Raw genomic sequence first — 24,712 nt, forward strand, 5'->3', positions numbered from 1 at the left:
TTTCTGAATTGTCAGAATTATGGCATAGAGCCTAGCTAGTTTATAGAGTAAAACGTAATGTGGCTGTTTAGTGTAACTTTTATAAACACGAGCTGTATAAAAAATGGCCTTGCGGTTAATTTTTATGCTTATATAGTGAGGTGTCGTTAGTTTTTGAGCTGTTTTGTATTCTGTGGCTCGGTATTTGCTAACGAAAACTATCTTTAACAATGAAGGAACAAAAAAATGACTTTATCAGCTTTATTACTATCTACTTTAGCATTCGACGCAACTCCAGCTTCAAGCTTTGATACGACAAAATTACAAGGAACAGGTGGAATTGTTATTATTCGAGAAAAGAAAAAAGAAGAACAACAACTTAATGGTACAGGTGGAATTGTGATTGTAAGAGAGAAAAAGAAAGAAAATTAATAATCTAACGCCAATTTGGCTGGTTTTTTTCTTAATTACATCTTACCCTTATGACTTAGTGTAAGGGTAAGAGATGTTTGAATCTATTCAAAATTTATATAAAGAGTTAATGGTTGCCACTGAAAATCATCAAGTGATTTCTATGCAGGTGATTATTGCTGTTATGTATGTTTTAGCTTTTGCTATATCTTTGTTCCGTGCTATTGGAAATAGAGAAAGATTTAGTGACTTTTTATCAATAGCGACAGTGGTGACAAAATATGCGCTAACATCTTTATTGATGGAGTATGTATTAATTTTTATCGCTGAAAATCAAAGCATTGGAAATACTCAAAATATTTACCTTGTAGCTTGCCTAATAAACTTACTCAGTATTTATATTCTTTATCTCTTACATACAAAATTCAGTTTTAACTTTGGACTGCTATTTTTCTGTGTAATTAAGCTAACAGTAGTTCTCTCATTAGCTCACTTTATTCTTTGGTTTAAGTTTGTTGTGTTAGATATTCAAGCTGAACATGCCTACATACATTACATTTACAGCTTTATCGTACTGTATATCAGTTTTACCCTTGCTATCGTAATGTTATTTCCTGGACTACTTAAAACAAAATTAAAGCTTTTACTGAGCCCAAGCTGGCCATTTCATACAAAAATTTAACACGGATTATTCGAAATATATCAGTTCCATACTATTAATATTAATGCTTTTTCCTGATGTTTTGCGCACTAAGTTTGGGTGTATAGTAACATTTAGTTTACCGAGGGATCGTCATGCTTGAACTAATTTACATAGCCATTGTTGTATTAGCAGTTTTGCTAGCTGTAAGCACGTGGCTGATAGCACGCAAAAATATTTTTGAAGAACAAATCAGAAGCAAATCTGTTGAGGTGGTGTGGTGTACGCTACAGGCAGAGCAAGAAACAGATATCAACAAAGCCATAAAACTGTTTAATAGAGCGGAGGCTCTGAAAAACGAAATATGTAGCCTGATGGATAACAGTACAAGCCTTCAAAAGTTTCAGTGGGTAGAAGCAACTGATCTTAAAAACCAGCAATTAAAAGAGCTATCTTTAGGTGAGTTGCAGAAGTATTACGATGAACAAAATAATATTTCTGAGATCTACAACAAGCTCTATAAAGGAAAAAATTAAAAGCCAGATTATTTTATCTGGCTTTGTAGTTTTAGTTCATTTTTTATCTGTTTAACTTGAATATCAGCTAGCTGTTTGAGTGCATCTTGAGTTTGGTTTTCACCCTTGATTAACCCCGCTATTGACATCTTTTTGATACTTTTTAAAAGCCCATTATTAATTGCCTGTAACAATGGGCCTTCTAGTTTAATTAAATTATCTTTCTTACCACTTAGTAGATAGTCAAAACTAACCTGAGCGTGTTTACTCGCTTTATCAATCACTTCATATGGGACAATAGCGCTTTGAATGCATTCTTTGCTATAGCCTTGATTGAGAGCTAAAGCTTGCTCAAGCTCAGTGTTATTGGTTACTTGGTATACTTCGCATAAGCGTTGAAAAATTGCACTTATATGTTGCTGCTCAGAATTTAACTCTTGATCGAACATGGCATATCCTTGCACATTATTTTCTACCAATAGTAAACGACTTTTTCTGAAACCGCATTCATAAAGTGCACGTTTATCAAATATTTAATGCCATATGGTGATACAAGCCAATACCAACTAATACATTAAATGGGAAAGTTATGCCCAAGGAGCAGAGCATAGCCAACCCAATGTCAGCCTCTGGGATGGCTGCTTTGATGGCTGCTGGTGCGGCAATATATGATGCACTTGCTACTAAGCTTGCCAAAATAACAACTGAACCAAGTTCCAGCTGTAAAAGGGTTCCGACACCGACTCCAATCGCGCCAAGAATACTAGGAGTAATAAGAGCAAAAAGTGCTAAGCGCCAGTGATGCCATGGGATAGGGCGTAGTGTTTGAGCTGCCATTAAGCCCATTTCAAGTAAAAACAACGCCAGTACGACTTTGAAACTGTTGGTTAATAAACTGGTTACTTGACTACCTTGTTGAGTGCCATACATCATGCCGATTATCACACCACCGACTAACAAGATGACGCTTTTGTTTGTTAATGTTTCATGCCACAGTGCTTTAAGTGATAAATGTTTACTTGAGCCATTACCAAGGCTGCGAAATAGCAGCAGACCGACAATAATTGCTGGCAGTTCTAACATGACTAGATAGAGTGTTACTTCAGCGCCAACATCTAAAGCATTTGACTCAGCATAAGCCAAAGCAACAGCAAATGTACCGGCACTTACTGAACCATAGTGTGCTGCAATACTTGAACTATTTGCTACTGATAAACCAAGCAATTTATTTAATATAGGATAAACAAGAAGAGGAATACCTGCACCGAGAAGCATCACCGCGCCCATTTCAGGCAGTAACTTCCAATGCAAGCTGCCGTGCAGCACCATGCCACCTTTTAAACCAATTGTTAGCATAAGCAGTAGGCTCAACGTTTCGTAAGTTGCTTGTGGAATTTTAAGATCTGAGCGCAATAACCCTGCAGCTAGACCCAAAATAAAAAACATTACAACAATATCAGGCACTTTATTCTCCTTTGAATTTAAAATGTCGTCATTTTAAACAAAAAGAAGCATAGTAAATAATTAAATAAATGCTAGTATCTTATAGATTTTTATCTATGGGTGGTGGTTATGGATCTAAGACATATTTCTTTTCGGCTATTAGAAGTGTTTATGCAAGTTGTTAAAACTCGTTCGATCAGTGAAACAGCAAGGCAGTTACATTTAACACAGCCGACGGTTTCTCAACAAATTAAGCGCTTACAAGAAAGTATTAGTGAACCTTTAATTATTGTTAATCAGCAAAAAATTCATATTACTGAAGCGGGTTTCGCGCTTTATCAAACGTGCCTACAAGTATTTGGACAATTCGATGATTATCAAGATTATTTAGTTGAGCTTAGAGGAGGAGAGCGAGGGCGTTGCAAAATAGCCATTGTAAACACTGCACAATATATATTACCTAAGTTACTGGGCCCATACAGTAATTTACATCCTCACGTAGAATTACCGCTGGAGATTGGTAATAGGGCAGAAGTACTTGCTCGATTTGAAAGAGGAGAAGATGACATTTATGTATTTAGTCACCCGCCGTCACTAGAACATGCAAAGGCTGGGCGGTTTTTGCAAAATCCACTTGTCTTTATTGCTCCTATGCATCATCCACTTGCTCAGCAACAGCAAGTGACTTTAAAAGAGTTAATGAAGGAGCGTTTTTTATTACGTGAGCCTGGTTCTGCAACTAGAATGCTATTTGAGAGTGAGCTGCAAAGTCGTGGCTTAGTATTGAGTAATACAGTGCAAATGGCTAGTAACGAAGCGATTAGAGTCGCTGTAGGCTCTGGCATGGGGCTTGGTGTGGTATCACGCCATGTATTGCCAACAAACGATAGCTCTTTTTGCATCCTTGATGTAGTTGATGTTCAGCTTGCTAGTCACTGGTACTTCGTGGTGCGCACTGATCGTCATCTTTCTCATGCTGCTCGTAGCTTCTTAAAGTTCGCAGAGCTTAACCTTGAGCAATGTTTAGACAAAAACTGGGTCAATAATGAATTAAGTACATTGAATACAAGCTTAGCGTAAAGTATTTTCAAAAAGCCATAGTAACGACTTGATTTCTACCGTTTACTTTTGCTTTGTAAAGTCCTTTATCTGCTTGGGCAAGTAACTCGTTTATATTATTGCTTCCTGACTGATGGGTGATTATGCCCACGCTGATGGTTAATTTTATGCGTTGATCATTGAAAGTAAAATAGTCGTTATTGATGGCTAAGCGAATTCGTTCTGATAAGTTTTCACCCTGTAATTGGTTCGTGCTTGGAAGTATAACTGCAAATTCTTCTCCACCAATTCGTGCTACTAAGTCGTGTTCTCTAAGTTGTGATTTTATTTTATTTGCGACCCACTTTAATGCCTCATCCCCAGTTTCGTGGCCATACTTGTCGTTTACTCTTTTGAAAAAATCTATATCAATCATGACTGCGCATAATTCACTGAGGCTATTGTTTGCTTGTTCCAAATAGTTATTGCTAATAGTTATAAAAGCTCGTCTATTGAGTAATCCAGTTAATGAATCTCGATTAGCAAGATCACTGAGTACTTGTTCTGATTCTAAAAACATGAGTAATGGCCAGATCATTGCTGTAAGTGTAGTGATGATGATATGGCTAATTAGAATAATGGCAAACACTTGTGATATGTCTGCCTTTATGTAGTTAAAGTGCTCCATCACTAAAAGATCAAATTGAACAAACATGATGGCGCTGTGAATGAAAAAGCATAGCTGCAAGAGCACCAAGTGGATAATTCGCTCAACATTTAGTCTACGTAAAGCATTCGCTGCGTAGAGAAAACTAAAGGCAAGAATTGCAGTCGTGACGGATTGATCAAAACCAAGTTGAAACATGGGAAATAATAGCATTGCAGTAGCTAGTAGAAGATATAAGCAACGTTTTAAGTAGTATTTTTCTCTATTGTTATAGGCATGAATACCTAAGACTGCAGCTAGTGGAGCGGCTATTATAAGTAAATTGGCTATAAAGTGTGTCAAAATTGGAAGGTCAATAAACACTCGTGAGGTGGCTGTAATTTGGGCTAATACAAAAATCAGGCACGAACTTCCCCAATACAAATAGCTTTGTTGCTGTCTCAAAAAATACAGAGACAATAAGAAGGCACCAATAACCACATTCAGTAATACCGAAATGCTGATTATGGTGGGTAAGTCCACCATGAATATCCCTAATTCCACTTTACGACATAATTAATTATTATGTACCACGCTGATTAAATCAACTAATGATTTTTACTTAAAGCCTTAAACTCTCTAATGCTGGTTTAAGTTCTGGATAATGAAAACGATAATTATGTTTTAAAAGTTTATCAGGGATCACGAATTGTCCATGAAGTAATAAATCAGACATTTCGCCCATCATTAGCTTTAAAACCCAAGCAGGCATTCTTAGCATTGCTGGTCTTGAAATAACGGAACCCAAGGTTTGACTAAACTCATTATTATCAACAGGGTTAGGCGCTGTTGCATTGATAGGGCCACAGATGTCTTGATGAGACAGTACAAATAAAATGAGTTGGATCATATCATCTATATGTATCCAAGACATGCCTTGCTTACCATGACCTATAGGGCCGCCAAGACCAAATTTGAATGCGGGTAACATTTTATCGAGCGCACCGCCATGTTTTGATAACACCACACCAGTTCTGAGTAGACACACGCGCGTTTTTTCCGATTCAGCTTTGGTTGCTGCGTGCTCCCAATCTCGGCATAGTACGTGGCTAAACTCGGGGTAAATGTCATTAAAGCTTTCATCTATTTTGCAATCGCCTTGTCGACCATAAAAGCCAATCGCACTGCCAGAAATAAAAGTGTGTGGTGGTGAATTGCAGCGGTTGATTTTTTTTGTGATTTGTTGGGTCAGCTTAATACGACTATCTAATAATTCTCGTTTTTGTGAATCACTCCAGCGCTTATTAACAATAGGCTCACCTGCTAGATTAATGATTGCGTCTACCTGTTCAAAATCGACCTCGTCTAATGACTTAACAGCCACAACTTGGTGAGTAAGCAAGACGGCTGCTTGGATAGGGTTACGAGTAAGAACAGTCACTTTATGATGGTTCAAAAGAAATGGGCACAAATGCTTGCCTATAAGACCTGTTCCACCCGTTAATAATATATGCATTGTGACACCTTAGAAGACAGTTGGTCTATTTTTTATACATAGTGATGATGATATTTGCAAACTATACGTAAAAAGTAGCTGAATCGATTAGTTTTTCATTCAAGCTTGACCATGAATACAATATGAGGCGTTGTGGCTTAATTTTGCGTTATACATTGCTTTATCTGCTAGGTTGATTAACGTTTTCCAATCGTCACTATGATCAGGAGCGAGAGCAACACCAATACTTAAATCGATGTCAAAAGTATGTTGTTCTATTTCAAAACAGACTTCAAAACTCTTTAATAAATGATTAAGCATAGGTTCTATATATTCAATCTTTGAGATGTTTTCTACGATGATGATAAATTCATCTCCACCATAACGGTAGATGGCGTCATCGGCTCGAAAAGTAGAGCTGATACGTTTTGCTGTTTCAATTAACACCTTGTCACCAATACTATGACCATAATTATCGTTTAACTGTTTGAATTTATTTATATCAATAAAAATTAGTGCCAGTTTGTTGTCTACTGAACAAGTATTAATGGCCTGGCGTAAATGGGGTTCTAGGTCTGAGCGGTTAAGAGCACCTGTTAAATGGTCGTGTTTTGCTTGAAAATTTAATCTTTTAGTTCGTTTATGGATGATATTGCTCATACGTTGAAATCGTTTAAGGAGGTGACCTATTTCATCATGCCTGTAAACAATACTTACGTTAGGTTTATCTCCTTTCTCTAATTGTTCAGTAATATGCAGTAATTGCTTTAACGGAATGAAGAGTTTTTTATTAATAAAAACTGCTGAAAAAACGCATAATAAAATAAGCAGTGGAATTTGAATTGAAATTAGATACGTTAACAACAAACTGTGTTGTTGAAAATCTGACATCTCTATATCTAACTTTTCACGTTGTATATTTTGAAATTCAGAAATTAATTTGCGAATTTGCTCCATGTACTCTTTCCCTTCGTTGCTTTGTACAACCTCCATTGCTGCTTGGATTGCAGAGGGACTGTTTTGCATCACTAAATTAATAGTTAAATCTAACTCGTCAAATTTTTTATTTATTAAAACATCAAGTTGAGATAGTTTTTCTTGCTGCTCTCGCTGATGTATTGTAATTTTAGTCAGGGTTAAAAAGTGTGTTTTTGCTTTTTTTATACCGTCGTAGTAGGGCGTTAAATAAGATGTATTTTGTGTAAGAAGATAACCACGCTGGCCTGTTTCTGCATGAACTATTTGGGTGTAAAGTTTTTCTGATTCGTCAATTATTTCGTGTGTATGATCAACTGCCTCGTGCTTTTGCCTGCCTTCTTTATCTAAAAGCATAACTAAAACAGTGTTAGTGGTAACCAATAAAAGCAATAGTATTAGTAAAGCTAAAAACTGGGTTCTAAGCGACATAGAAAAACCAACGACAAGAAAGTTATATTTTTTAAGTATAAAGTATTGTTTAAGATGCGGACTTTTACCAATTTATAATAAAAACAAAGGCTACTAATAATGTTTTTGGGTTGCTAAATGTTATTATCTTAGTTCTATATTCTAAGTTTTAAAGTGTGTAATAGCTATTTTACTGGTATGCTAAAAACTTAAAAATCGCAGCTTAAAAATGACAAGGAGTGACTGTGAACTTTCTGCGCCAATTTCACGATATTGTATCGAATCAGCAAACTAATTTTGATGATAAAGTGGCGCAATTGCTGCATTTTGGCTTAGCGATATTCAATCTTGATTTTGCAATTGTGAGTCGTGTTGAAGAACAAGTATATACAGTTATTCACGTGGTTTCTCCAAACGATGCGATCCCTGTTGGGTCTCAGTTTGATGTAGCAGGAACCTATTGTTCACACACATTAGCTGCAGACAAAGCATTATCATTTAACCATGCATCTCAGAGCTACATAGCTGAACATCCTTGTTACAAGAACTTCCAATTAGAATCTTATATTGGTGCGCCTATCCACATTGGTAAAAGGGTGTTTGGTACGGTTAACTTTTCAGCGGCACAATCTACAGCACCATTCACAGAAGAGGCGCATGATTATGTTGAACTTTTTGCTCAATGGTTGGGCAATGAGTTTGCTCGTAATCTATCATCAGAAAAATTAATTAAAAAGAACTCTATGCTTGCACAAGTTGAAGAGGTGGCAAAAATTGGCTCTTGGGAGCTAGATTTAATCACCAATCATCTTTACTGGAGTAAGCAAACTAAAGTTATTCATGAAGTCCCTGAAGATTTCAAGCCCGATCTCGAGAATGCAATTCAATTTTACAAACAAGGCGAAAGCCGCCAAGCCATTGAAAAAGTTGTCAAAGAAGCTATTGAGCAAGGTAAAGATTGGAATATTGAAATTGAATTGATAACAGCTAAAGGTAATCCTATATGGGTATCAACAGTCGGAAAAGCTGAATTTAAAGAGGGGGCGTGTGTTCGGATAATTGGTACTTTTCAAGATATTACTAAGTCGGTACTGCTACGTGAAGAGCTTAAAAAACAAAAAGCTGATGCAGAACGTACACTTGAAGATAGAAGCATTTTGCTTGCCAAAATAAGCCATGAACTTCGTACTCCGCTCAATGGTATTACAGGCATGTTAACGACTTTGTTGTATGAAAAATCAGAGCAAAAGCGTGAAGAGAAACTCAAAATAGCGTTGCGTAGTGCAGATATTTTGCTGAATATTATTAATGAAGTGTTGGATTTTTCAAAAATTAATCACGGCGAACTTAAGCTTGAACCTAGTCACTTCTTATTGAAAACCATTTTTGTTGATATTGTTTCTTTGTATTCTCCTTTGTATCAACAAAGTAACCTTAGCTTTGATGCGACGATTGATATCAGTGATGAGTGTTGGACCTTCAGTGACAATACTCGCATTACACAAATAGTCTCGAACTTGTTGAGTAATGCACTTAAGTTTACTGAGCAAGGTGAGGTAACGTTAACTGCCAGTGCTAAAGAGCTCAATGATAAAGTGTTTCTGTCTTTTAAGGTCACTGATTCAGGGATTGGCATGACTGAGCACTTTATGAAATCGCTATTTTCACCCTTTACACAAGAGATAAGTAAAGATCGAAAAAAGGGCGGTACAGGTCTTGGCCTAGCAATAGTTAAAGAGCTAATTGATTATATGGGCGGCACAGTTGAGGTGAACAGTGAACATAGAAAAGGCAGTTGTTTTGAAATTAAACTCCCTCTAGAAAAAGGTCAACCTCAAAGCCATCAACAACAAGATGTAAGTAATATTGATTTTACAACTCTTCCTCTCGCTATTTTGGTCGTTGATGATAATCAGATTAACCGGTTAGTCTTGAAAGCACATTTAGAAAAATTAGGCTTAACTGCAGACTTTGCATGTGATGGCGTCGATGCGATCAATAAATGCAAACAAAATAACTACAATTTGATATTTATGGATTGCGTAATGCCTGAACTTGACGGTTTAGAAGCAACACGTTATCTGAGAGCTAATGGTATTTGTCCTGAAAATAAAACGTTTATAATTGCATTAACTGCGAATACTTCTGCAGATGATAAAGCCGCCTGTAAAAAAGCGGGCATGGATTTGTTTGTATCAAAGCCTGTTAAAAATACGGCAATTGAACAATCCATTATTGCAGCAAAAGGACATTTAGCGCTTTAAACATAAGGTTTAAAGCAATTTTATACTTATATCCCTAACCCTAACAATACATTGCGATTGCCTAAGTTTAGGCTATCTTCAAATTTAACCTATACTTAATGTATATAAAAATTTGGGGTAATGTAATGAATCATGCTCAAAATCGTCGGCGCTTTTTGAAAACTCTTAGCGTAGGTGCTGCGGTATCAACGTTGGCGTTTAAAGCCCCCTATGTTTTTGCTAAAAAGCAAATCACTCTGCGCGTTATGGGGACGCATGTCACATTACAAGAAGAGCTCAGACAACGCGCAATGCGTGAGTTAGGCATTAATGTTGAGTTTACCCCAATGGGCAGTGCTGCTGTACTACAAAAAGCAGCTGCAAACCCAAATTCTTTCGATCTCTATGAGCAATGGTCTGATTCAATCAACATACTATGGCAAGCGGGTGCAATACAGCCATTAGATATTGATAGGTTAAACTATTGGCAAGAAATTAACCCTTTGACTAAAACAGGCAAGATTACACCTGAAGCAAGCATAGGAGCCGGAGATTCACCTAACAAGTTACTTTATGTTCAAGCCGATGGCTCCTTGGGAACTACACCTACAAAGCAAATTAGTTTTATGCCTTATGTCCATAATGTTGATTCATTTGGCTACAACACTAATTTTATAGAACAAGGTATTCCTTATGAAACAGAGTCATGGGCTTGGTTACTTGATGAAAAAAACAAAGGTAAAGTGGCTTTAGTGAATGCTCCCACTATTGGAATCTTTGATGCAGCTTTAGCAGCTCAAGGCAAAGGACTGATGCGTTTCAACGATATTGGCAATATGAGTATTTCTGAAATAGATCAGCTATTTGCAATTCTACTCGAGAAAAAAAGGCAAGGTCATTTCGCTGGCTTTTGGACGTCTGTTCCGCAGTCTGTAGATTTCATGAAAATGAAACGGGTCAATATTCAAAGTATGTTTTCTCCAGGTGTAAGTGCATGTAAAGGACAGGGGATACCCGTTGTTTATGCTTCTCCCAAAGAAGGGTACCGTGCATGGCATGGGGTTATGTGCTTATCTTCTAATACACAAGGACATGTAAAAGATGCGGCATATGAGTATATGAATTGGTGGTTATCTGGCTATCCAGGAGCATTTATTGCGCGCCAAGGTTATTATATTTCTAACCCCGATCGCAGTCAGCCGCTTATGTCAAAGCCGGAATGGGATTATTGGTATGAAGGAAAAGCTGCATCAATAGACCTGCAAGGTACAGATGGAAAAGTGTCGGTTAAAGCGGGCCAGATGCGAGATGGTGGCAGTTATATAAAGCGTTTTTCGAATATTGCCGTTTGGAATACAGTAATGCCTAATTATGATTACAGCTTAGATAAGTGGTATGAGCTATTAAACTCATAGGGAATTAAATTGATTAATATCATTTCTAAGTCACTGGCAGCTAAAGTATTACTTGCATTAATGCTGGTGATATTAGTCATGGGAATAAGCTTTGTTGTGATGAACAAGCGCCTCAAAACAATTGAAGTGTCTTTCAATGATATTAGCCGTATAAGCAATTATGCAGTCAGCATCTTAAGCATAAACAAAGATATTGTTGAAATGCAAAGAGATATTTCTGTCTATGGCTCGTCTGGAAGTGAAGCTGTTTTTAGTAAAATCATAGAGAATTTCGACAGTGTAAAAAGCCGTTTAAATGAAGTTAACTTGAAATCAGATGAGAGTGATAGCCAAGTATATTTAGACTCTATGTCTGAGTTAATCGACAGATATAGTGATAATTTAGCTGTCCTCACGAAGCGATATGAAATTAGATCAGAGCTCATCGAAGTTGAACTTCCGAGCATTTATTTTGAGGCCGTTACTCATCTTGAAAACCTAAAGAAGCTAGCTGTTTCTAATGAACAAATGTTGATCATCGCGGAAAGCCTCAATATGTGGCATGTGCTACATCGTGATGCCTATCAATTTTTAACTAAAAAAGACTATACAAAACGAACTGCCGTTAATAATGCTTTGCAAGTGTTATCTGGGCTTAATAATGATCTAGCTATGACACAACAAGACGATGTTCAGAGTGAAATTTTAAGAACAGCGACATTAGCGAGCACTTATCAGAACGCTTTTTCAAAAGCTATTCAGGCCAATCGCAACTACTTTAGTTTGGTAAATGTTGTAATGGCGGGGGATGCAATCGAGTTTAGTACACTAGCAAATAAGCTAAGAGAGAATTCTTTAGCCCATTTAAATCAGATCAAAAAAGACGCAGAAATCACAGTTTCTAAAACCGAAAAAATATTAAAAGCACTGGCGGCTGTCGTGTTTATTTATGTGTTAGCGCTTGCCGCATTTTTTCATCTACAAATATCTCAAGCCATCAAGAGGCTCACTGTCAGTTTTCAACGCTTTTTAGAGGGGGATTTATCGGCACCAATACATGATTTAAACCGTAAAGATGAAATTGGAGTTCTTGCAAGCGCAGCAGATAGCTTTCGTATTTTAAGTCGTGATCTTTCTGAAGCAAAAAAAGTTGCAGAGCACACGACAAAAGTAAAATCAGAGTTTCTCGCCAATATGAGTCATGAAATAAGAACTCCTATGAATGGTATTTTAGGAATGGCTCGACAATTGAGTAGAACAACACTCACTACAGAACAGGCAAAGATGCTTGCTATTATTCAGTCTTCTGGTTCGAGTTTATTAGTGATTATTAATGATATTTTGGATTTAAGTAAAATAGAGGCTTCTAAAATTGAGCTAGAATCTCAACCAATTAAGTTAAGCAGTATATTAGATGAACTCCAGCATCTATTTTTAGAACAAGCACATAGCAAGAATATTCAATTTAATATTGAAACAAGCCCTGATGGCAAAGAGGCCATCTTCTTAGGAGATGAAACGCGTTTGAAACAAGTACTAATTAATTTACTTGGTAACGCAATTAAATTTACAGAGCGGGGTAATGTGACGTTGAGTGTTGAAATTGCTCAACGTAATGATGAATTTAGCTTAACGTTTAACGTAATAGATACTGGGATTGGTATAGTCAAAGAGCACATGAGTAATTTATTTGAAGCCTTTTCACAAGCTGATGCCTCAATTACACGTCGCTTTGGTGGTACAGGGTTAGGTTTGGCTATTTCGAGTAAGTTACTCAATTTGATGGGCACAACTTTACATGTTGAAAGTGAAGCTGGTGTTGGTTCACGTTTTTATTTTCAGATGGTAGCAAAACAGAGCTTTAAGCATGCTGATATAAAAGAGGTAACGCTGATGAAATTTCCAGATGAGTCTTTTGATTTCTCAAGACTAAATGTTCTGATTGTTGAAGACAATGAAATCAATCAGGTCGTTATCGAAGCGATGCTAAATGAATTTAATATTAGCTCAATAAAAATAGCAAATGATGGCGAACAAGCCATATTACAATGTGAGAAACAGTTATTTGATATTATTTTCATGGACATGCAAATGCCTGTTTTAGATGGCCCTCAGGCAACAATAAAAATACGCGAGAAAGAAGCCTTTAAATCAACACCTATCATTGCATTGACTGCTAATGTATTAAGTGCAGATAAGCAGCGTTGTTTTGATGCTGGGATGAATGATTTCATTGCTAAACCAATAAAGTATGAATCTCTTAAAGAGGTATTGTTAAAGTGGTGCACACCAGCAGATGACAGCCAAGAGGAGCATTATACCTGCTCAAAGTGAGCCTATGTGTATACAGTAAAATACGAATGTATTGTTTTCGATTTGTTTGTGCTTTTATATAAATTAAGTTGCAGAGTACAACAACAATAATCCCAAGCTAATCATTTCAACTCGTATAAAAAGTCCGTATAATCCACGCCGAACTTTTTACTATGAAACATGGCTTAGCAAAGCCTGTATGAGCAGAGCAAATGAATCAAACTGATACTAGAAAAGAAACTCTTGAATTTAATAAACTTCAAAAGCGTCTAAGAAGGCATGTTGGTAACGCGATTACTGATTACAACATGATTGAAGACGGTGATGTTGTTATGGCGTGTATCAGTGGTGGTAAAGATTCTTTTGCGATGCTAGATATTTTGCTTAATTTACAAAAAGCAGCGCCAATTAAATTTGAAGTGATTGCGGTAAACCTTGATCAGAAGCAGCCAGGCTTTCCTGAGCACATTTTGCCTGATTACTTTGAAACGCTAAATATCCCGTATTACATCGTTGATAAAGATACCTACTCAGTAGTAAAGGAAAAAGTACCAGAAGGTAAGACGACGTGTGGTCTGTGTTCACGACTTCGTCGCGGCACACTTTATTCATTCGCAGAAAAAATTGGCGCGACAAAACTAGCACTTGGTCATCACATGGATGACATTGTTGAGACAATGTTCTTAAATATGTTTCATGGTTCACGATTAAAAGCGATGCCACCAAAATTACGCTCTGATGATGAACGTAACGTAGTCATTCGTCCGTTGTCATATTGCCGTGAGAAAGATTTAATTAAATACGCAGAGCATAAAGATTTCCCGATTATTCCTTGTAACTTGTGTGGCTCGCAAGAAAACCTTCAGCGTCAATCAATTAAAGCCATGCTGACAGAGTGGGATAAGAAAACTCCGGGTCGTGTTGAGAGTATCTTTAAGTCTTTACAGAATGTTAGCCCAAGTCAGCTTGCAGACAGAAACTTATTTGATTTTGAGAACTTACCACTTGATAGAGAAGGCAATCGTGAAAGCTATGACTTTAGCGAGGCGGTAGTCTCTTCGACAAACATTGATGAATCATTATTTATCGATGTAACAAATATATAAAAACCCTCAAACTGTATATAAAAAAAGCCCCGAACTGGGGCTTTTTTAATGCATTTTAAAAATGTTATTTAGCAAGAGGGCTGACGTAGCCGTCTGGTTTTAACGCTAATACATCACAATCAAGACTATCAATGACATGCTCTGCAGTGTTACCGACAAGCGCCGCGCTTAACCCCGTGCGACCGACAGTACCAATCACTACTAATTCGCTGTTTAACCGTGCAGCAACATCAGGAATGACATCTTCTGGTAAGCCTTCTTCAATGTGGCAATGAGCTTTATCAATATTAAACCCTTCAGCTAACGAAAGCGTTGATTCAAAGTGATGTTTCTTAACTGATTCGTTATAAACACCCGGGTTGAACTCAGGAATTTCAATAGCAATGTTAACCGGAGTTGCAGGGTATGCATTCACAAGGTTAAGAGTGGCATTCGCTAAATCACAAATGAAGCGAGCATCATTAATAATACGTTTGTTAAGTTCAAGGTGTTGCTCGTTTTCACTTACCGCGTTCACTGCTGCAAGAATATTACCTTGTGCTGGCCACTCTTTTTCTTTAACAAGTAAAACTGGAGCAGGGCACTTGCGAATTAGGTGCCAGTCAGTTGGCGTGAAGATAACTGATTTAAGCGTATCGTGTTGATGGGTACCTTTTACGACTAAATCATAGCCGTCATTAATAACAGTATTAATGATTGCCTCGTAAGGACGGTTATGCCAAACAACACAGCTATCAATGGTAAGCTCAGGATAAAGTGCAATTTGCTCGTCTAGCCATGCTTGGCGATCTTTGATTACCGCCTCACGCATCGCTTCACGCTCATCAGCAGAAAGCATCGTGGTCATTTCGTAAGAGAAGTCGTAGATACTGAGGAAAGCGGTGATGGTCGCGCCAGATTTTTTGGCTAGATCAATTGAGCGGCTTAAACTGTGTTGCTGCTCTTTGGTTGGGTCTATAACTGCTAAAATTCGTTTAATTGCGTCCATGTGCTGCTCCTTAACTGTTCCGCAAAAAGTAGTACTTTGAGTGTAACCTAAATTTAGAACAGTTAAAGGGGCAAACAATAGAAAGTTGCTTTAAATCAAACTCTACTTACATTTAATTGCTGCTGTTGTTGCAAGTGCTTGCTGGTCCAAAATGGTGATAAATTTACCTTCAACCTTAATAAAACCGGCTTTTTGGAAGCGGCTTAAAAGGCGGCTAATTGTTTCAACAGTAAGGCCTAAATAGTTACCGATCTCGCCACGTGTCATGGTTAAACGGAATTCTTTACGCGAAAAACCGCGCTCACCGAAACGTTCTGCAAGGTTATAGATAAAACTCGCTAGGCGCTCTTCAGCTGACTTTTTATTGAGTAACAATAACATTTCTTGGTCATAGTTAATTTCATTACTCATTAAACGCATAATTTGTTGGCGTAGCTTTGGTAATTTACCTGCTAAATCATCGAGGGTATCGAATGGAATTTCACATACCATTGAGGTTTCAAGTGCTTGCGAGAAGCTTTGATGAGCCATTTTGTTAATTGCATCGAAACCGACTAAATCACCAGCTAAATGAAAACCAGTAATTTGCTCATCGCCTTGCTCAGATAACGTGTAAGATTTAAACGAACCTGAGCGTACCGCATATATCGCATTTAAGCTTTCACCAGACTCAAATAAAAAGTCACCTTTGTGCAGTGGTTTTTTGCGCTCGATGATTTCATCAAGACGATCCATTTCTTGACCGTTTAATGAAAATGGCAAACATAGCTGGCTAATACTGCAATTATTACAGCTAATTGTGCATAAGCCTTTTGACTTGTTTTGTGAGAAGTCCATACATCAAATCCATTCAAATAAGTTAACAACGCGTAAGATTAATGAACTAGCTTATCGGTTGCTATAATTAATAAGTATATACCGTACCATATTATTACGCTGCCTAGAATAACCCTAGTCCAAACATGGTTGAAAATAGCGTTTATTTTTTGACTGACTAGACCTACGCTTATCATCGCAGGAAAGGTTCCTAACGCGAAAAATAACATTACCCCAGCCCCATGAAGTGTTGATGGACTGGTGAGAGCCCAAGTCAGTGCTGAATAAACTAATCCGCAGGGCAACCAACCCCATAAAGCACCATAGAGTAGGGCTTTAGGTGTTGTATCGACCGGTAATAAATAACGATTGAGCTTAGCTAAATGCTGCCATACTAGGGTTTTTCCTAGTTTTTCTAACCACTGTAGGGTCGCCGCTAAGCGCATAATATAAACCCCAACAAGGAGCATAAAAATGCCACTTAAAAACGATAATGCTATAGAAATAGTGGTATTTTGCGCTGCAAAACGGCTGCTAATTCCAGCGACTAAGGCACCAGCAAGCATGTAACTAAGCGCACGTCCCAGATTATAAGCAACAGAAAAACTGACTGCGCGGTTTTTGTTAGCAGCAAGTTGTAAACTACTGGCAATGCCACCACACATAGCTAGACAGTGACCACTGCCTAGCAAACCCATTACAAATGCACTAATAAACAGCGGATCAATCATTACTTTTGTTGTGCTGCTCTTTATCGTCTTCGAACAGGATACTGTGGCCCTGTTTGTTTAAATCAGAAAATTGTTCGCTCTTTACAGCCCAAAAGAACACCCCAATAGCAATTAGCACAAATAATATGGCAATCGGGATAAGCATGTAGATGATACTCATAGTTTTAATAACCTTAATGAGTTGGTAATAACCAAAATGGAGCTTGCAGACATACCGATGACGGCCATCCAAGGAGCAACAAGCCCAAGGGCTGCCAGTGGTAAAATCGAACCATTGTAAATAAGTGATAGTGCCAAGTTTTGCTTAACAATACGGCGCGTCTTTTTCGACACTGTGAGCAAATGCTCGATGGCGGTTAGATCACTATTGAGTAATACCACATCAGCACTGTTTTTGGAAATATCAGCGCCTGTTTCCATTGCAATAGATAAATGGGCACTGGCAAATACTGGGCTATCATTTACTCCATCACCCACCATGGCAACGATGGCGCCTTTGTTTGCGAGTGCTTCAACATGAGTTTGTTTGTCGTGAGGGCTACATGCTGCATGCACGGTATCTAAATTTAACTGTTTTGCGATTCGCTCACCACTGTTTGATGCATCACCCGTTAACATGTGACACTTTATTTGTTGAGAGTGCAGCTCTGTGATTAGTTTTTCTGCGTTGTTACGTAAGCTATCGGCGAGATAAAAGCGCGCAACTACTTGTTTATCGACATACAAGGTTGCTTGTGCATCTGCTTTTTCGGTATCAAACCAGCCGCTTTTACCTATCGCTAGGTGCTGTTTATTAAGCTCTGCTGTAATACCTTTACCCGGTTCGATTGTGACATTTTCGATAGGGTTAACCGTGTCGTTGTAAGTTGCAAACGCATTAGCAATTGGGTGTTCTGAGAAGCTTTCAAGTTGCGCTGCTAATCGTAATGCATCAGCTTCACTATAATGGCTGCTGACCATTTCAACACGCTCAATAGTGAAACGACCCTGCGTTAAAGTACCTGTTTTATCGAAGGCGATATCTGTTAATTGTGGTAGCGTTTCTAAAACATGGGCTTGTTTAATTAAAATGCCACGCTTTGTAAGGCTGGCTACGGCACAGGTTAGGGCAGTTGGAATCGCTAAACTAAGGGCGCAAGGGCAGGTTGCAACAAGCACCGAAATAGTAACCCAAAAAGCATGCTCAGGGTCTATTTGATACCAGCCAATCGCTGTAATGGAGGCAAACAGTAATAAACACGCAACAAACCACTGCGCGACTTTATCTGTGATCTCAACTAATCGAGGGCGTTTGGTTAATGCTGTGTGTTGTAACTTAATTATTTGATTAAGCAGCGTATTTTGGCCTATTTTGTTGATCTCAATACTGATCACGCCATCGTGGTTAATAGTACCAGCGTAAACCTGATGGCTGATAAATTTATTAACTGGCTGATGCTCGCCTGTCATCATGGCTTCATCAACAGTTGTTTTACCTTTGATCACAACACCATCAGCAGGAATGGTTTCGCCTGCCTTAATTAAAACAACATCGCCTAATTTAAGCTTTTTAGCCGCAATAATTGATTCTTGATTATCGCTATTGATAATTCGTGCAGTTAAAGGTAAAAGTTTTTGTAAGTTAGCAGTAAATTCACTGGCTTTTAAACGGGCTCTAAATTCTAAATATTTACCCAGTAATAATAAGAAGGTAAACATACAGATAGATTCAAAATAAACTTCGCCAACCGACATTAATGTGGCATAGCAGCTCGCACCATAAGCACCAAAAATCGCTAAAGATACGGGTAAGTCCATATTGAGCTGTTTGGCTTTTAAACCATTAATTGCATTGGTTAAGAACGGCAGGGCGCTGTATAAAATAACCGGCGAAGCAAGAACTAAGCTTATCCAGCGGAAATACTGTTCAAAGTTTTCTTCCATGCCCGAGAACATGCCAAAATACATGGCAAAAGCGAACATCATTACTTGCATAGTCATCAGACCTGCAACACCTAAACGGCGGATATAGGCTTTAGCGGCTTGTTGTTTTTGACTCGCTTCAAGGTCAGCCTGAAACGGGTAAGCTTTATAGCCGATTTCGTGTAATGAAGTGATAATTTGGCTAAGTGGAGTAACCGATTTATCCCATTGGATCATCGCACGATTAGTCGATGTATTTACATCCACACGCTTAATTGCTTTTAAATTGAGTAATTGTTTCTCGATTAACCAAGCACAGGCAGCACAGGTGATACCTTCGACGGTAAGAAGCACTTCTGATAAGTCATTTGTGGCTGAAATAAACTCATCTTGTATATCTTCGTTATCGTAACTCTTAATTAACTCAAGCTGCTCTGGAACAAGTTGTTCTACTTTACCAGAGCGCACAGTTCTAAACTTATAGTAATCGGTCATGCCTTGGGCGACGATATTCTCAGCAACCGTTTGGCAACCAATACAACACATAGGTTGTGCCTTACCGTCTATTTCGACAGTCGCATTAAAGCCTTTTGGCACACTTTCAAGACAATGAAAGCAATTATCGGACATTTGAGTTTACTACTTATATTCAGGGCTAATCGAAATTGTTTTATCAGTAGGAAGAGTAATGTCTTCTTTTAACTTCCAACTATTATCGATAGGTTCAATAAACACTGTGTATGCACCGTCAACGTGAGTGTCGAGTAGGGCTGTAAAGTCACCATGAGCGTTTTTCATTAAACTAACATTGAAGTCATTGGCTTTAATGGTGCGATGATAAAATGACATTTTTAAAGAGTGAACTTGGCTTGCATCACCTTTAGTAAACTTAAAGCTAACTTTATCACCAGTTACATCTAAATCACCATGCAGATATAGTGCTTTGGCTTTATTGAATTTACTGAGTTCAAGGTTAATTGCTTTGCCTTTTTTATAGTAGTCATCAACAACCATATCAGGACCATTGCCAATAGCCATATAAATTAGACCAAAACAGCCGATAATTGCAGCAAGCGGGAAGGAGATTAAAAACCATGGCCAAAAGTTTTTATACCAAGGAGTCGGTTTCATAGTACTTATACCTTAAAAAATGTTGTACGCATTTTATCGGATCTAAAAGCAAAAGACTAAAAAAAAGCCTCCAGATGGAGGCTTTTTTGATCTTAATTAATCTATTGAATTAAAAGATTAATTGTTTATACATTTTATTAACGACGTGGTTATTTATCTTGCGATAAGCTGTAAACGTACGCTGTTAATAGGTGTACTTTATCTTCACCTAGAATGTCCTTCCATGCTGGCATTACACCGGCACGGCCATTTCTAAGTGTTTCTTCAACAGCACGTTTAGAACCACCATACAACCAGATGTTATCAGTTAGGTTAGGTGCACCAAATGGTAAGTTATGTGCAACTGAACCTTTACCGTCAGCACCGTGACACGCTGCACACATTGCGAACTTCGCAGCACCTGCTTCGGCATCTTTTTGGTTTACAGTACGGCCAGATAAGCTTAGTACGTGAGCAGTCATTTCTTTAATACCTTGCTCACCAAGTGCATCACCCCAAGGTGGCATCGCAGCAACACGACCATAAAGAAGTGTTTCTTTGATTTTGTCTGGTGTACCACCATATAACCAATCTTTATCAGTTAGGTTAGGGAAGCCTAAACCACCACGTGCATCTGAACCATGACACTGAGCACAGTTTTGAGAGAATAAACGTTGACCAATCTCAAGCGCTTTTTCGTCTTTTACAAGTGCTTCAATATCTTGCTTCGCGTATGACTCAAAGATTGGGCCAAAACGCTCATCTGCTGCAATAAACTCTTGGTCTAATTGAACGTTCTCACCATTAGCTAATGCTTGTTCAGTTGCTTCTTTAGACTCAGCTAGAGAAGTAATACCTTGGTTAGAACTTGTCCATTTACCTAAACCTTCCCAATTACCTAAACCTGGGTAAGCTGCAAGGTAATAAACAGACCATACAAATGTCGCGAAGAACATGTAAGTCCACCATTTTGGTAGTGGGTTGTTTAGTTCTTCAATGCCATCAAATTCGTGACCACAGCTTTCGCCTTCTTTAACACCTGTGTAGTTTTTCAAGTTCCACAGAAGTAGGCCGAAGATGATAGCAAGACACGCAAGGGTTAATACAATAACCCATATACTCCAAAAGCTAGTCATTTCTCAGACTCCTTTTCCTCGTTAGAGATTGTGTTGTTGTGTTTTTTTTCATCTTCAAATATGGCATTAGCAGCGTTATCAAATCGACTTTTGCTACGCTTGCTGTATGCCCATACAACAATCACAATAAACAGTACTAAAATTACCAGAGTTAAAATGCCTCTGTATGTTCCGTAATCCATAATAATTACTTCAAGTGTGTGCCAAGCTGTTGTAAGTAAGCGATAAGAGCTTGCATTTCAGTCGCGCCTTTACCATCGTTCATGGCTTCAATTTTCGCAATGTCAGCTTTTAACTCTTCGTCGCTACCATAACCTTTACCGTCGTAACGGTCGCTTGATTTATCAATTCCGAAGCTATCACGGAATATTTGAAGCTTTTTAAGAGTATGGGTTGTATCGACTCTGTTTTCATCTAACCAAGGAAACGCTGGCATGTTTGACTCAGGAACCACAGCACGTGGGTCCATTAAGTGAGCATGGTGCCAATCGTCTGAGTAACGCTCACCAACACGAGCTAGGTCAGGACCAGTACGCTTAGAACCCCATTGGAATGGATGATCCCATACTGACTCACCAGCTACAGAGTAGTGACCATAACGCTCAACCTCGTCACGGAAAGGACGAATCATTTGAGAGTGACAGTTGTAACAACCTTCACGTACATAGATATCGCGGCCTTCCATTTCTAACGCTGTAAGAGGGCGTAAGCCATCAACAGGTTTAGTCGTATCGTCTTGGAACATAAGTGGTGTAATCTCTACCAATGCACCAAAGCTGATAGCAAAAACAGTCAAGATAGCCATAAGGCCAACGTTCTTTTCGACTATTTCGTGTTTGTTTTGTGAATTATTATTGCTCATCGTGCTACTCCATTATGCTAATTGTGCGTCAGCGTCTAATTGAAGCGAATCTTTCTTCGCAGCAATAGTACGATAAACGTTGTAAGCCATAATTAGCATACCTGTTACGATGAATACACCGCCTAGGAAACGCATGATATAGAACGGATACGAAGCTTCTAATGACTGTACAAAGCTGTACATTAACGTACCGTCTGAGTTCACTGCACGCCACATTAGACCTTGCATTACACCTGAGATCCACATTGCTACGATGTATAGAACAACACCCACAGTGTGTAACCAGAAGTGCGTGTTAACTAGTTTAACACTGTACATACGGCCTTGTGAGAATAGTGCAGGGATTAGGTGATAGATAGCACCGATAGAAATCATTGCAACCCAACCTAGTGCACCTGAGTGTACGTGACCTACAGTCCAGTCAGTGTAGTGTGAAAGCGCATTAACAGACTTAATAGCCATCATTGGGCCTTCGAACGTAGACATACCGTAGAAAGATAGAGAAACAACTAAGAAACGAAGTACTGGGTCAGTACGCAGTTTATGCCATGCACCTGATAACGTCATGATACCGTTGATCATACCACCCCAAGATGGAACGAATAGGATAACTGACATAACCATACCTAAGCTTTGCGTCCAGTCTGGAAGCGCAGTGTAGTGTAGGTGGTGAGGACCTGCCCAGATATATAAAGAAACAAGTGCCCAGAAGTGAACTACCGATAAACGATAAGAGTAAACAGGGCGACCTGCTTGTTTTGGTACGAAGTAGTACATCATACCTAAGAAACCAGCAGTTAATAAGAAACCAACAGCGTTGTGACCGTACCACCACTGAACCATTGCATCTACAGCACCTGCGTAGATAGAGTATGATTTAGTAAGTGAAACTGGAATTGCCATGCTGTTTACAATGTGTAAAACGGCAACAGTAATAATGAAACCAGCGTAGAACCAGTTCGCAACATAGATGTGCGATACTTTACGCTTGATTAGCGTACCGAAGAATACAACTGCATATGTAACCCAAACAACGGCGATAAGAATATCGATTGGCCATTCAAGTTCTGCGTATTCTTTTGAGCTTGTGATACCTAAAGGTAAGGTGATCGCTGCAAGTACGATAACAAGTTGCCAACCCCAGAAGGTGAAGGCTGCTAGTTTATCTGAGAAAAGGCGCGTTTGACACGTACGTTGTACGACGTAATAAGACGTCGCAAAAAGAGCACTTGTACCAAATGCGAAAATTACTGCGTTCGTATGTAACGGACGTAGTCGAGAGTAAGTTAACCATGGTGTATCAAAGTTAAGTGCTGGCCAAGCTAATTGGGCAGCAATCAGAACCCCAACACTCATGCCAACGATGCCCCAAATCACTGTCATAATAGCGAATTGGCGTACAACTTTATAATTGTACTCAGTTTGTGATGCTACTGTTTGGCTCATTTTCTGGCTTCCGCTGCAATTAATGCGTTTTAGAAATGAATTACCCACTTGATAAAAGTGGGGCCTACTATTACTTCACAAGTGTGTTACCTAAAGCTAGCTAAAAGGTGTTAGCTTCAGAAAACAAACTCGAGAAACCCTTATTTTTGCGATGGAAATGATAAAATTTTTGACCTTAAAAAGATAGGTCAATTGCATAAAATTATGACATCAATCAATTTTTGATGTTTTGTTGGTTATTTTTTGTCAGTGATTGTATTTTTATTAGCTTATTCCATCGAGCATAGTTGTCTTTTATCTATGACCTGACTAGTATCCGCTTTTATTTTATACAGGCAAAGAAAGTGAGAATTAGTTTACTCCCAGTTTTCCTGATCAGTATTTTTACTGCTGCGTGTGATTACCAAAGTATAGAAGAGGGTAGCGCAAGTACAAGCTGTGAAAATAATAGCCGATGTCAATTTAATAATAATGTAGAAGTTTGGTTAAGTAATTCTAAAGTTAGCCCAGAAACCCCTTTTACAATTAACTTGAAGTTGCCAGATGATGCCAAAAATCCCTCAGCTAAACTTGAAGGTGTATCTATGTATATGGGGTTCATCCCAGTTCAGTTTACTAACACTGAAAAAATATGGACTGCTAATACAATGGTAGGGGCGTGTTCAGAACCCGTCATGACATGGAAGATGATCGTGACCTATCAAGACGCTAGTAACAAAACACACACGCTTTTTTATTATTTTGATTCTATCCAACCTTAATACCACAACATTTATATGTGTATCACCAAATAACTGTTTATTTGACTAAGTGATACACACCATCAAATTAGTTTTCATACATAACGACGCCATTTAACTAACTTATTCCAAGAAAACCACAAAGTTTTGGAACAAATCTAAAAAAACATCCTCCAATACAGCGATTAACCGACTAACTTTGTCTAATTAGTTAATTTTAGTGAATAACTATGGTTAGCAGTCTTACCAAGCTTTTACGGTTTTTATAACGATGTGTGATCAAGTTGTAAAAATTTCATTTGTAGCCTCAATACGGCCTTAGTTACACTTGATTACAAAGTTCGTGCAATTGATTTCAATCGTATTTTTTTT

The 24,712-nt window shown here is 38.3% G+C and carries 24 protein-coding genes; 9 read left to right on the forward strand and 15 right to left on the reverse strand.

All coding sequences use genetic code 11. The annotated features are described in order from the left end of the window. The first annotated feature begins 225 nt into the window (after positions 1-225). From E5N72_RS09835 to E5N72_RS09845, 3 genes are all read left to right on the forward strand, one after another. The gene (locus tag E5N72_RS09835) at positions 226-411 is read left to right on the forward strand and encodes a hypothetical protein (protein WP_135924277.1); all 186 of its coding nucleotides are present in this window, start codon (positions 226-228) and stop codon (positions 409-411) included. A 73-nt stretch (positions 412-484) separates the two neighbouring features. Next, positions 485-1,072 carry a hypothetical protein gene (locus tag E5N72_RS09840; protein ID WP_135924278.1) on the forward strand — a complete coding sequence of 196 codons (588 nt, stop codon included), beginning with the start codon at positions 485-487 and terminating at the stop codon, positions 1,070-1,072. Between the two features lie 113 nt (positions 1,073-1,185). Beyond that, positions 1,186-1,566 carry a hypothetical protein gene (locus tag E5N72_RS09845; RefSeq protein WP_135924279.1) on the forward strand — a complete coding sequence of 127 codons (381 nt, stop codon included), beginning with the start codon at positions 1,186-1,188 and terminating at the stop codon, positions 1,564-1,566. Between the two features lie 8 nt (positions 1,567-1,574). Here E5N72_RS09845 and E5N72_RS09850 read toward each other — a convergent pair whose 3' ends face one another. Next, a complete protein-coding gene (locus tag E5N72_RS09850; RefSeq protein ID WP_135924280.1) occupies positions 1,575-1,994 on the reverse strand; it encodes a hypothetical protein in 420 nt (139 codons plus the stop codon). Positions 1,995-2,070: 76 nt separating this feature from the next. After that, on the reverse strand, positions 2,071-3,009 hold the full coding sequence (locus E5N72_RS09855; RefSeq protein ID WP_135924281.1) for a sodium-dependent bicarbonate transport family permease: 939 nt from the start codon (positions 3,007-3,009) through the stop codon (positions 2,071-2,073). Positions 3,010-3,117: 108 nt separating this feature from the next. On the opposite strand from E5N72_RS09855, the gene E5N72_RS09860 reads away from it, so the two are divergent. Continuing rightward, positions 3,118-4,068, forward strand: a complete 951-nt coding sequence (locus E5N72_RS09860) for a LysR family transcriptional regulator (RefSeq protein WP_135924282.1) — start codon at positions 3,118-3,120, stop codon at positions 4,066-4,068. A gap of 7 nt (positions 4,069-4,075) precedes the next feature. On the opposite strand, the gene E5N72_RS09865 is transcribed toward E5N72_RS09860, so the two are convergent. The 3 genes from E5N72_RS09865 to E5N72_RS09875 form a co-directional block, all read right to left on the reverse strand. Next, positions 4,076-5,218 carry a GGDEF domain-containing protein gene (locus E5N72_RS09865; RefSeq protein ID WP_135924283.1) on the reverse strand — a complete coding sequence of 381 codons (1,143 nt, stop codon included), beginning with the start codon at positions 5,216-5,218 and terminating at the stop codon, positions 4,076-4,078. A 76-nt stretch (positions 5,219-5,294) separates the two neighbouring features. Continuing rightward, entirely contained in the window at positions 5,295-6,188 is an 894-nt protein-coding gene (locus E5N72_RS09870; RefSeq protein ID WP_135924284.1) for a TIGR01777 family oxidoreductase, read from the reverse strand. 99 nt (positions 6,189-6,287) lie between these two features. Beyond that, the gene (locus E5N72_RS09875; RefSeq protein ID WP_135924285.1) at positions 6,288-7,574 is read right to left on the reverse strand and encodes a diguanylate cyclase; all 1,287 of its coding nucleotides are present in this window, start codon (positions 7,572-7,574) and stop codon (positions 6,288-6,290) included. A gap of 224 nt (positions 7,575-7,798) precedes the next feature. Between E5N72_RS09875 and E5N72_RS09880 the strand changes: the two genes are divergently transcribed. The 4 genes from E5N72_RS09880 to ttcA all read left to right on the forward strand — a co-directional run bounded on the left by E5N72_RS09880 (position 7,799) and on the right by ttcA (position 14,609). Further along, on the forward strand, positions 7,799-9,817 hold the full coding sequence (locus E5N72_RS09880; RefSeq protein WP_135924286.1) for a GAF domain-containing hybrid sensor histidine kinase/response regulator: 2,019 nt from the start codon (positions 7,799-7,801) through the stop codon (positions 9,815-9,817). Between the two features lie 245 nt (positions 9,818-10,062). Continuing rightward, positions 10,063-11,211 (forward strand): extracellular solute-binding protein, encoded by a 1,149-nt coding sequence (locus tag E5N72_RS09885; protein ID WP_240704542.1) that lies wholly within the window; start codon positions 10,063-10,065, stop codon positions 11,209-11,211. A 9-nt stretch (positions 11,212-11,220) separates the two neighbouring features. Further along, positions 11,221-13,524, forward strand: a complete 2,304-nt coding sequence (locus E5N72_RS09890) for an ATP-binding protein (protein WP_135924288.1) — start codon at positions 11,221-11,223, stop codon at positions 13,522-13,524. Positions 13,525-13,715: 191 nt separating this feature from the next. Then, positions 13,716-14,609 carry a tRNA 2-thiocytidine(32) synthetase TtcA gene (gene ttcA / locus E5N72_RS09895; protein ID WP_054561325.1) on the forward strand — a complete coding sequence of 298 codons (894 nt, stop codon included), beginning with the start codon at positions 13,716-13,718 and terminating at the stop codon, positions 14,607-14,609. A gap of 64 nt (positions 14,610-14,673) precedes the next feature. On the opposite strand, the gene uspE is transcribed toward ttcA, so the two are convergent. The 10 genes from uspE to ccoN all read right to left on the reverse strand — a co-directional run bounded on the left by uspE (position 14,674) and on the right by ccoN (position 23,600). Continuing rightward, the gene (uspE, locus tag E5N72_RS09900) at positions 14,674-15,597 is read right to left on the reverse strand and encodes a universal stress protein UspE (protein WP_135924289.1); all 924 of its coding nucleotides are present in this window, start codon (positions 15,595-15,597) and stop codon (positions 14,674-14,676) included. Between the two features lie 102 nt (positions 15,598-15,699). Continuing rightward, positions 15,700-16,434, reverse strand: coding sequence for an FNR family transcription factor (locus E5N72_RS09905; protein WP_135924290.1), 735 nt, complete (start codon positions 16,432-16,434; stop codon positions 15,700-15,702). A gap of 38 nt (positions 16,435-16,472) precedes the next feature. Then, positions 16,473-17,144, reverse strand: a complete 672-nt coding sequence (locus E5N72_RS09910) for a sulfite exporter TauE/SafE family protein (protein WP_135924291.1) — start codon at positions 17,142-17,144, stop codon at positions 16,473-16,475. Continuing rightward, positions 17,137-17,304, reverse strand: coding sequence for a cbb3-type cytochrome oxidase assembly protein CcoS (gene ccoS / locus E5N72_RS09915; RefSeq protein WP_054553052.1), 168 nt, complete (start codon positions 17,302-17,304; stop codon positions 17,137-17,139). The genes E5N72_RS09910 and ccoS overlap by 8 nt, the downstream gene beginning before the upstream one ends. Then, positions 17,301-19,676 (reverse strand): heavy metal translocating P-type ATPase, encoded by a 2,376-nt coding sequence (locus tag E5N72_RS09920; RefSeq protein ID WP_135924292.1) that lies wholly within the window; start codon positions 19,674-19,676, stop codon positions 17,301-17,303. The genes ccoS and E5N72_RS09920 overlap by 4 nt, the downstream gene beginning before the upstream one ends. A gap of 9 nt (positions 19,677-19,685) precedes the next feature. Then, the gene (locus tag E5N72_RS09925) at positions 19,686-20,177 is read right to left on the reverse strand and encodes a FixH family protein (protein WP_135924293.1); all 492 of its coding nucleotides are present in this window, start codon (positions 20,175-20,177) and stop codon (positions 19,686-19,688) included. A gap of 149 nt (positions 20,178-20,326) precedes the next feature. Further along, positions 20,327-21,292, reverse strand: coding sequence for a cytochrome-c oxidase, cbb3-type subunit III (ccoP, locus tag E5N72_RS09930; protein ID WP_135924294.1), 966 nt, complete (start codon positions 21,290-21,292; stop codon positions 20,327-20,329). Beyond that, positions 21,289-21,474 (reverse strand): cbb3-type cytochrome c oxidase subunit 3, encoded by a 186-nt coding sequence (locus E5N72_RS09935; protein WP_054561331.1) that lies wholly within the window; start codon positions 21,472-21,474, stop codon positions 21,289-21,291. Before E5N72_RS09935 ends, ccoP begins: the two co-directional genes overlap by 4 nt. Positions 21,475-21,479: 5 nt before the next feature. Continuing rightward, complete coding sequence (ccoO, locus tag E5N72_RS09940; protein WP_135924295.1) at positions 21,480-22,154, reverse strand: cytochrome-c oxidase, cbb3-type subunit II; 675 nt, start codon at positions 22,152-22,154, stop codon at positions 21,480-21,482. 12 nt (positions 22,155-22,166) lie between these two features. Then, positions 22,167-23,600 carry a cytochrome-c oxidase, cbb3-type subunit I gene (gene ccoN / locus E5N72_RS09945; protein ID WP_036967883.1) on the reverse strand — a complete coding sequence of 478 codons (1,434 nt, stop codon included), beginning with the start codon at positions 23,598-23,600 and terminating at the stop codon, positions 22,167-22,169. A gap of 344 nt (positions 23,601-23,944) precedes the next feature. Here ccoN and E5N72_RS09950 point away from each other — a divergent pair, with 344 nt between their 5' ends. Further along, positions 23,945-24,361, forward strand: coding sequence for a hypothetical protein (locus E5N72_RS09950; RefSeq protein WP_135924296.1), 417 nt, complete (start codon positions 23,945-23,947; stop codon positions 24,359-24,361). The last annotated feature ends 351 nt before the right edge of the window (positions 24,362-24,712 follow it).

Origin of the sequence: Pseudoalteromonas sp. MEBiC 03607, from assembly GCF_004792295.1 — a bacterium.
GTDB lineage: Bacteria > Pseudomonadota > Gammaproteobacteria > Enterobacterales > Alteromonadaceae > Pseudoalteromonas > Pseudoalteromonas lipolytica_C.

Excerpts from the sequence above, each read along its gene's own strand:
- E5N72_RS09835 (WP_135924277.1), top strand. The coding sequence starts at position 226 with ATGACTTTATCAGCTTTATTACTATCTACTTTAGCATTCGACGCAACT.
- E5N72_RS09840 (WP_135924278.1), top strand. The coding sequence starts at position 485 with ATGTTTGAATCTATTCAAAATTTATATAAAGAGTTAATGGTTGCCACT.
- E5N72_RS09845 (WP_135924279.1), top strand. The coding sequence starts at position 1,186 with ATGCTTGAACTAATTTACATAGCCATTGTTGTATTAGCAGTTTTGCTA.
- E5N72_RS09850 (WP_135924280.1), bottom strand. The coding sequence starts at position 1,994 with ATGTTCGATCAAGAGTTAAATTCTGAGCAGCAACATATAAGTGCAATT.
- E5N72_RS09860 (WP_135924282.1), top strand. The coding sequence starts at position 3,118 with ATGGATCTAAGACATATTTCTTTTCGGCTATTAGAAGTGTTTATGCAA.
- E5N72_RS09865 (WP_135924283.1), bottom strand. The coding sequence starts at position 5,218 with ATGGTGGACTTACCCACCATAATCAGCATTTCGGTATTACTGAATGTG.
- E5N72_RS09870 (WP_135924284.1), bottom strand. The coding sequence starts at position 6,188 with ATGCATATATTATTAACGGGTGGAACAGGTCTTATAGGCAAGCATTTG.
- E5N72_RS09875 (WP_135924285.1), bottom strand. The coding sequence starts at position 7,574 with ATGTCGCTTAGAACCCAGTTTTTAGCTTTACTAATACTATTGCTTTTA.
- E5N72_RS09885 (WP_240704542.1), top strand. The coding sequence starts at position 10,063 with ATGGGGACGCATGTCACATTACAAGAAGAGCTCAGACAACGCGCAATG.
- ttcA (WP_054561325.1), top strand. The coding sequence starts at position 13,716 with ATGAATCAAACTGATACTAGAAAAGAAACTCTTGAATTTAATAAACTT.
- uspE (WP_135924289.1), bottom strand. The coding sequence starts at position 15,597 with ATGGACGCAATTAAACGAATTTTAGCAGTTATAGACCCAACCAAAGAG.
- E5N72_RS09905 (WP_135924290.1), bottom strand. The coding sequence starts at position 16,434 with ATGGACTTCTCACAAAACAAGTCAAAAGGCTTATGCACAATTAGCTGT.
- E5N72_RS09910 (WP_135924291.1), bottom strand. The coding sequence starts at position 17,144 with ATGATTGATCCGCTGTTTATTAGTGCATTTGTAATGGGTTTGCTAGGC.
- ccoS (WP_054553052.1), bottom strand. The coding sequence starts at position 17,304 with ATGAGTATCATCTACATGCTTATCCCGATTGCCATATTATTTGTGCTA.
- E5N72_RS09920 (WP_135924292.1), bottom strand. The coding sequence starts at position 19,676 with ATGTCCGATAATTGCTTTCATTGTCTTGAAAGTGTGCCAAAAGGCTTT.
- E5N72_RS09925 (WP_135924293.1), bottom strand. The coding sequence starts at position 20,177 with ATGAAACCGACTCCTTGGTATAAAAACTTTTGGCCATGGTTTTTAATC.
- ccoP (WP_135924294.1), bottom strand. The coding sequence starts at position 21,292 with ATGACTAGCTTTTGGAGTATATGGGTTATTGTATTAACCCTTGCGTGT.
- E5N72_RS09935 (WP_054561331.1), bottom strand. The coding sequence starts at position 21,474 with ATGGATTACGGAACATACAGAGGCATTTTAACTCTGGTAATTTTAGTA.
- ccoO (WP_135924295.1), bottom strand. The coding sequence starts at position 22,154 with ATGAGCAATAATAATTCACAAAACAAACACGAAATAGTCGAAAAGAAC.
- ccoN (WP_036967883.1), bottom strand. The coding sequence starts at position 23,600 with ATGAGCCAAACAGTAGCATCACAAACTGAGTACAATTATAAAGTTGTA.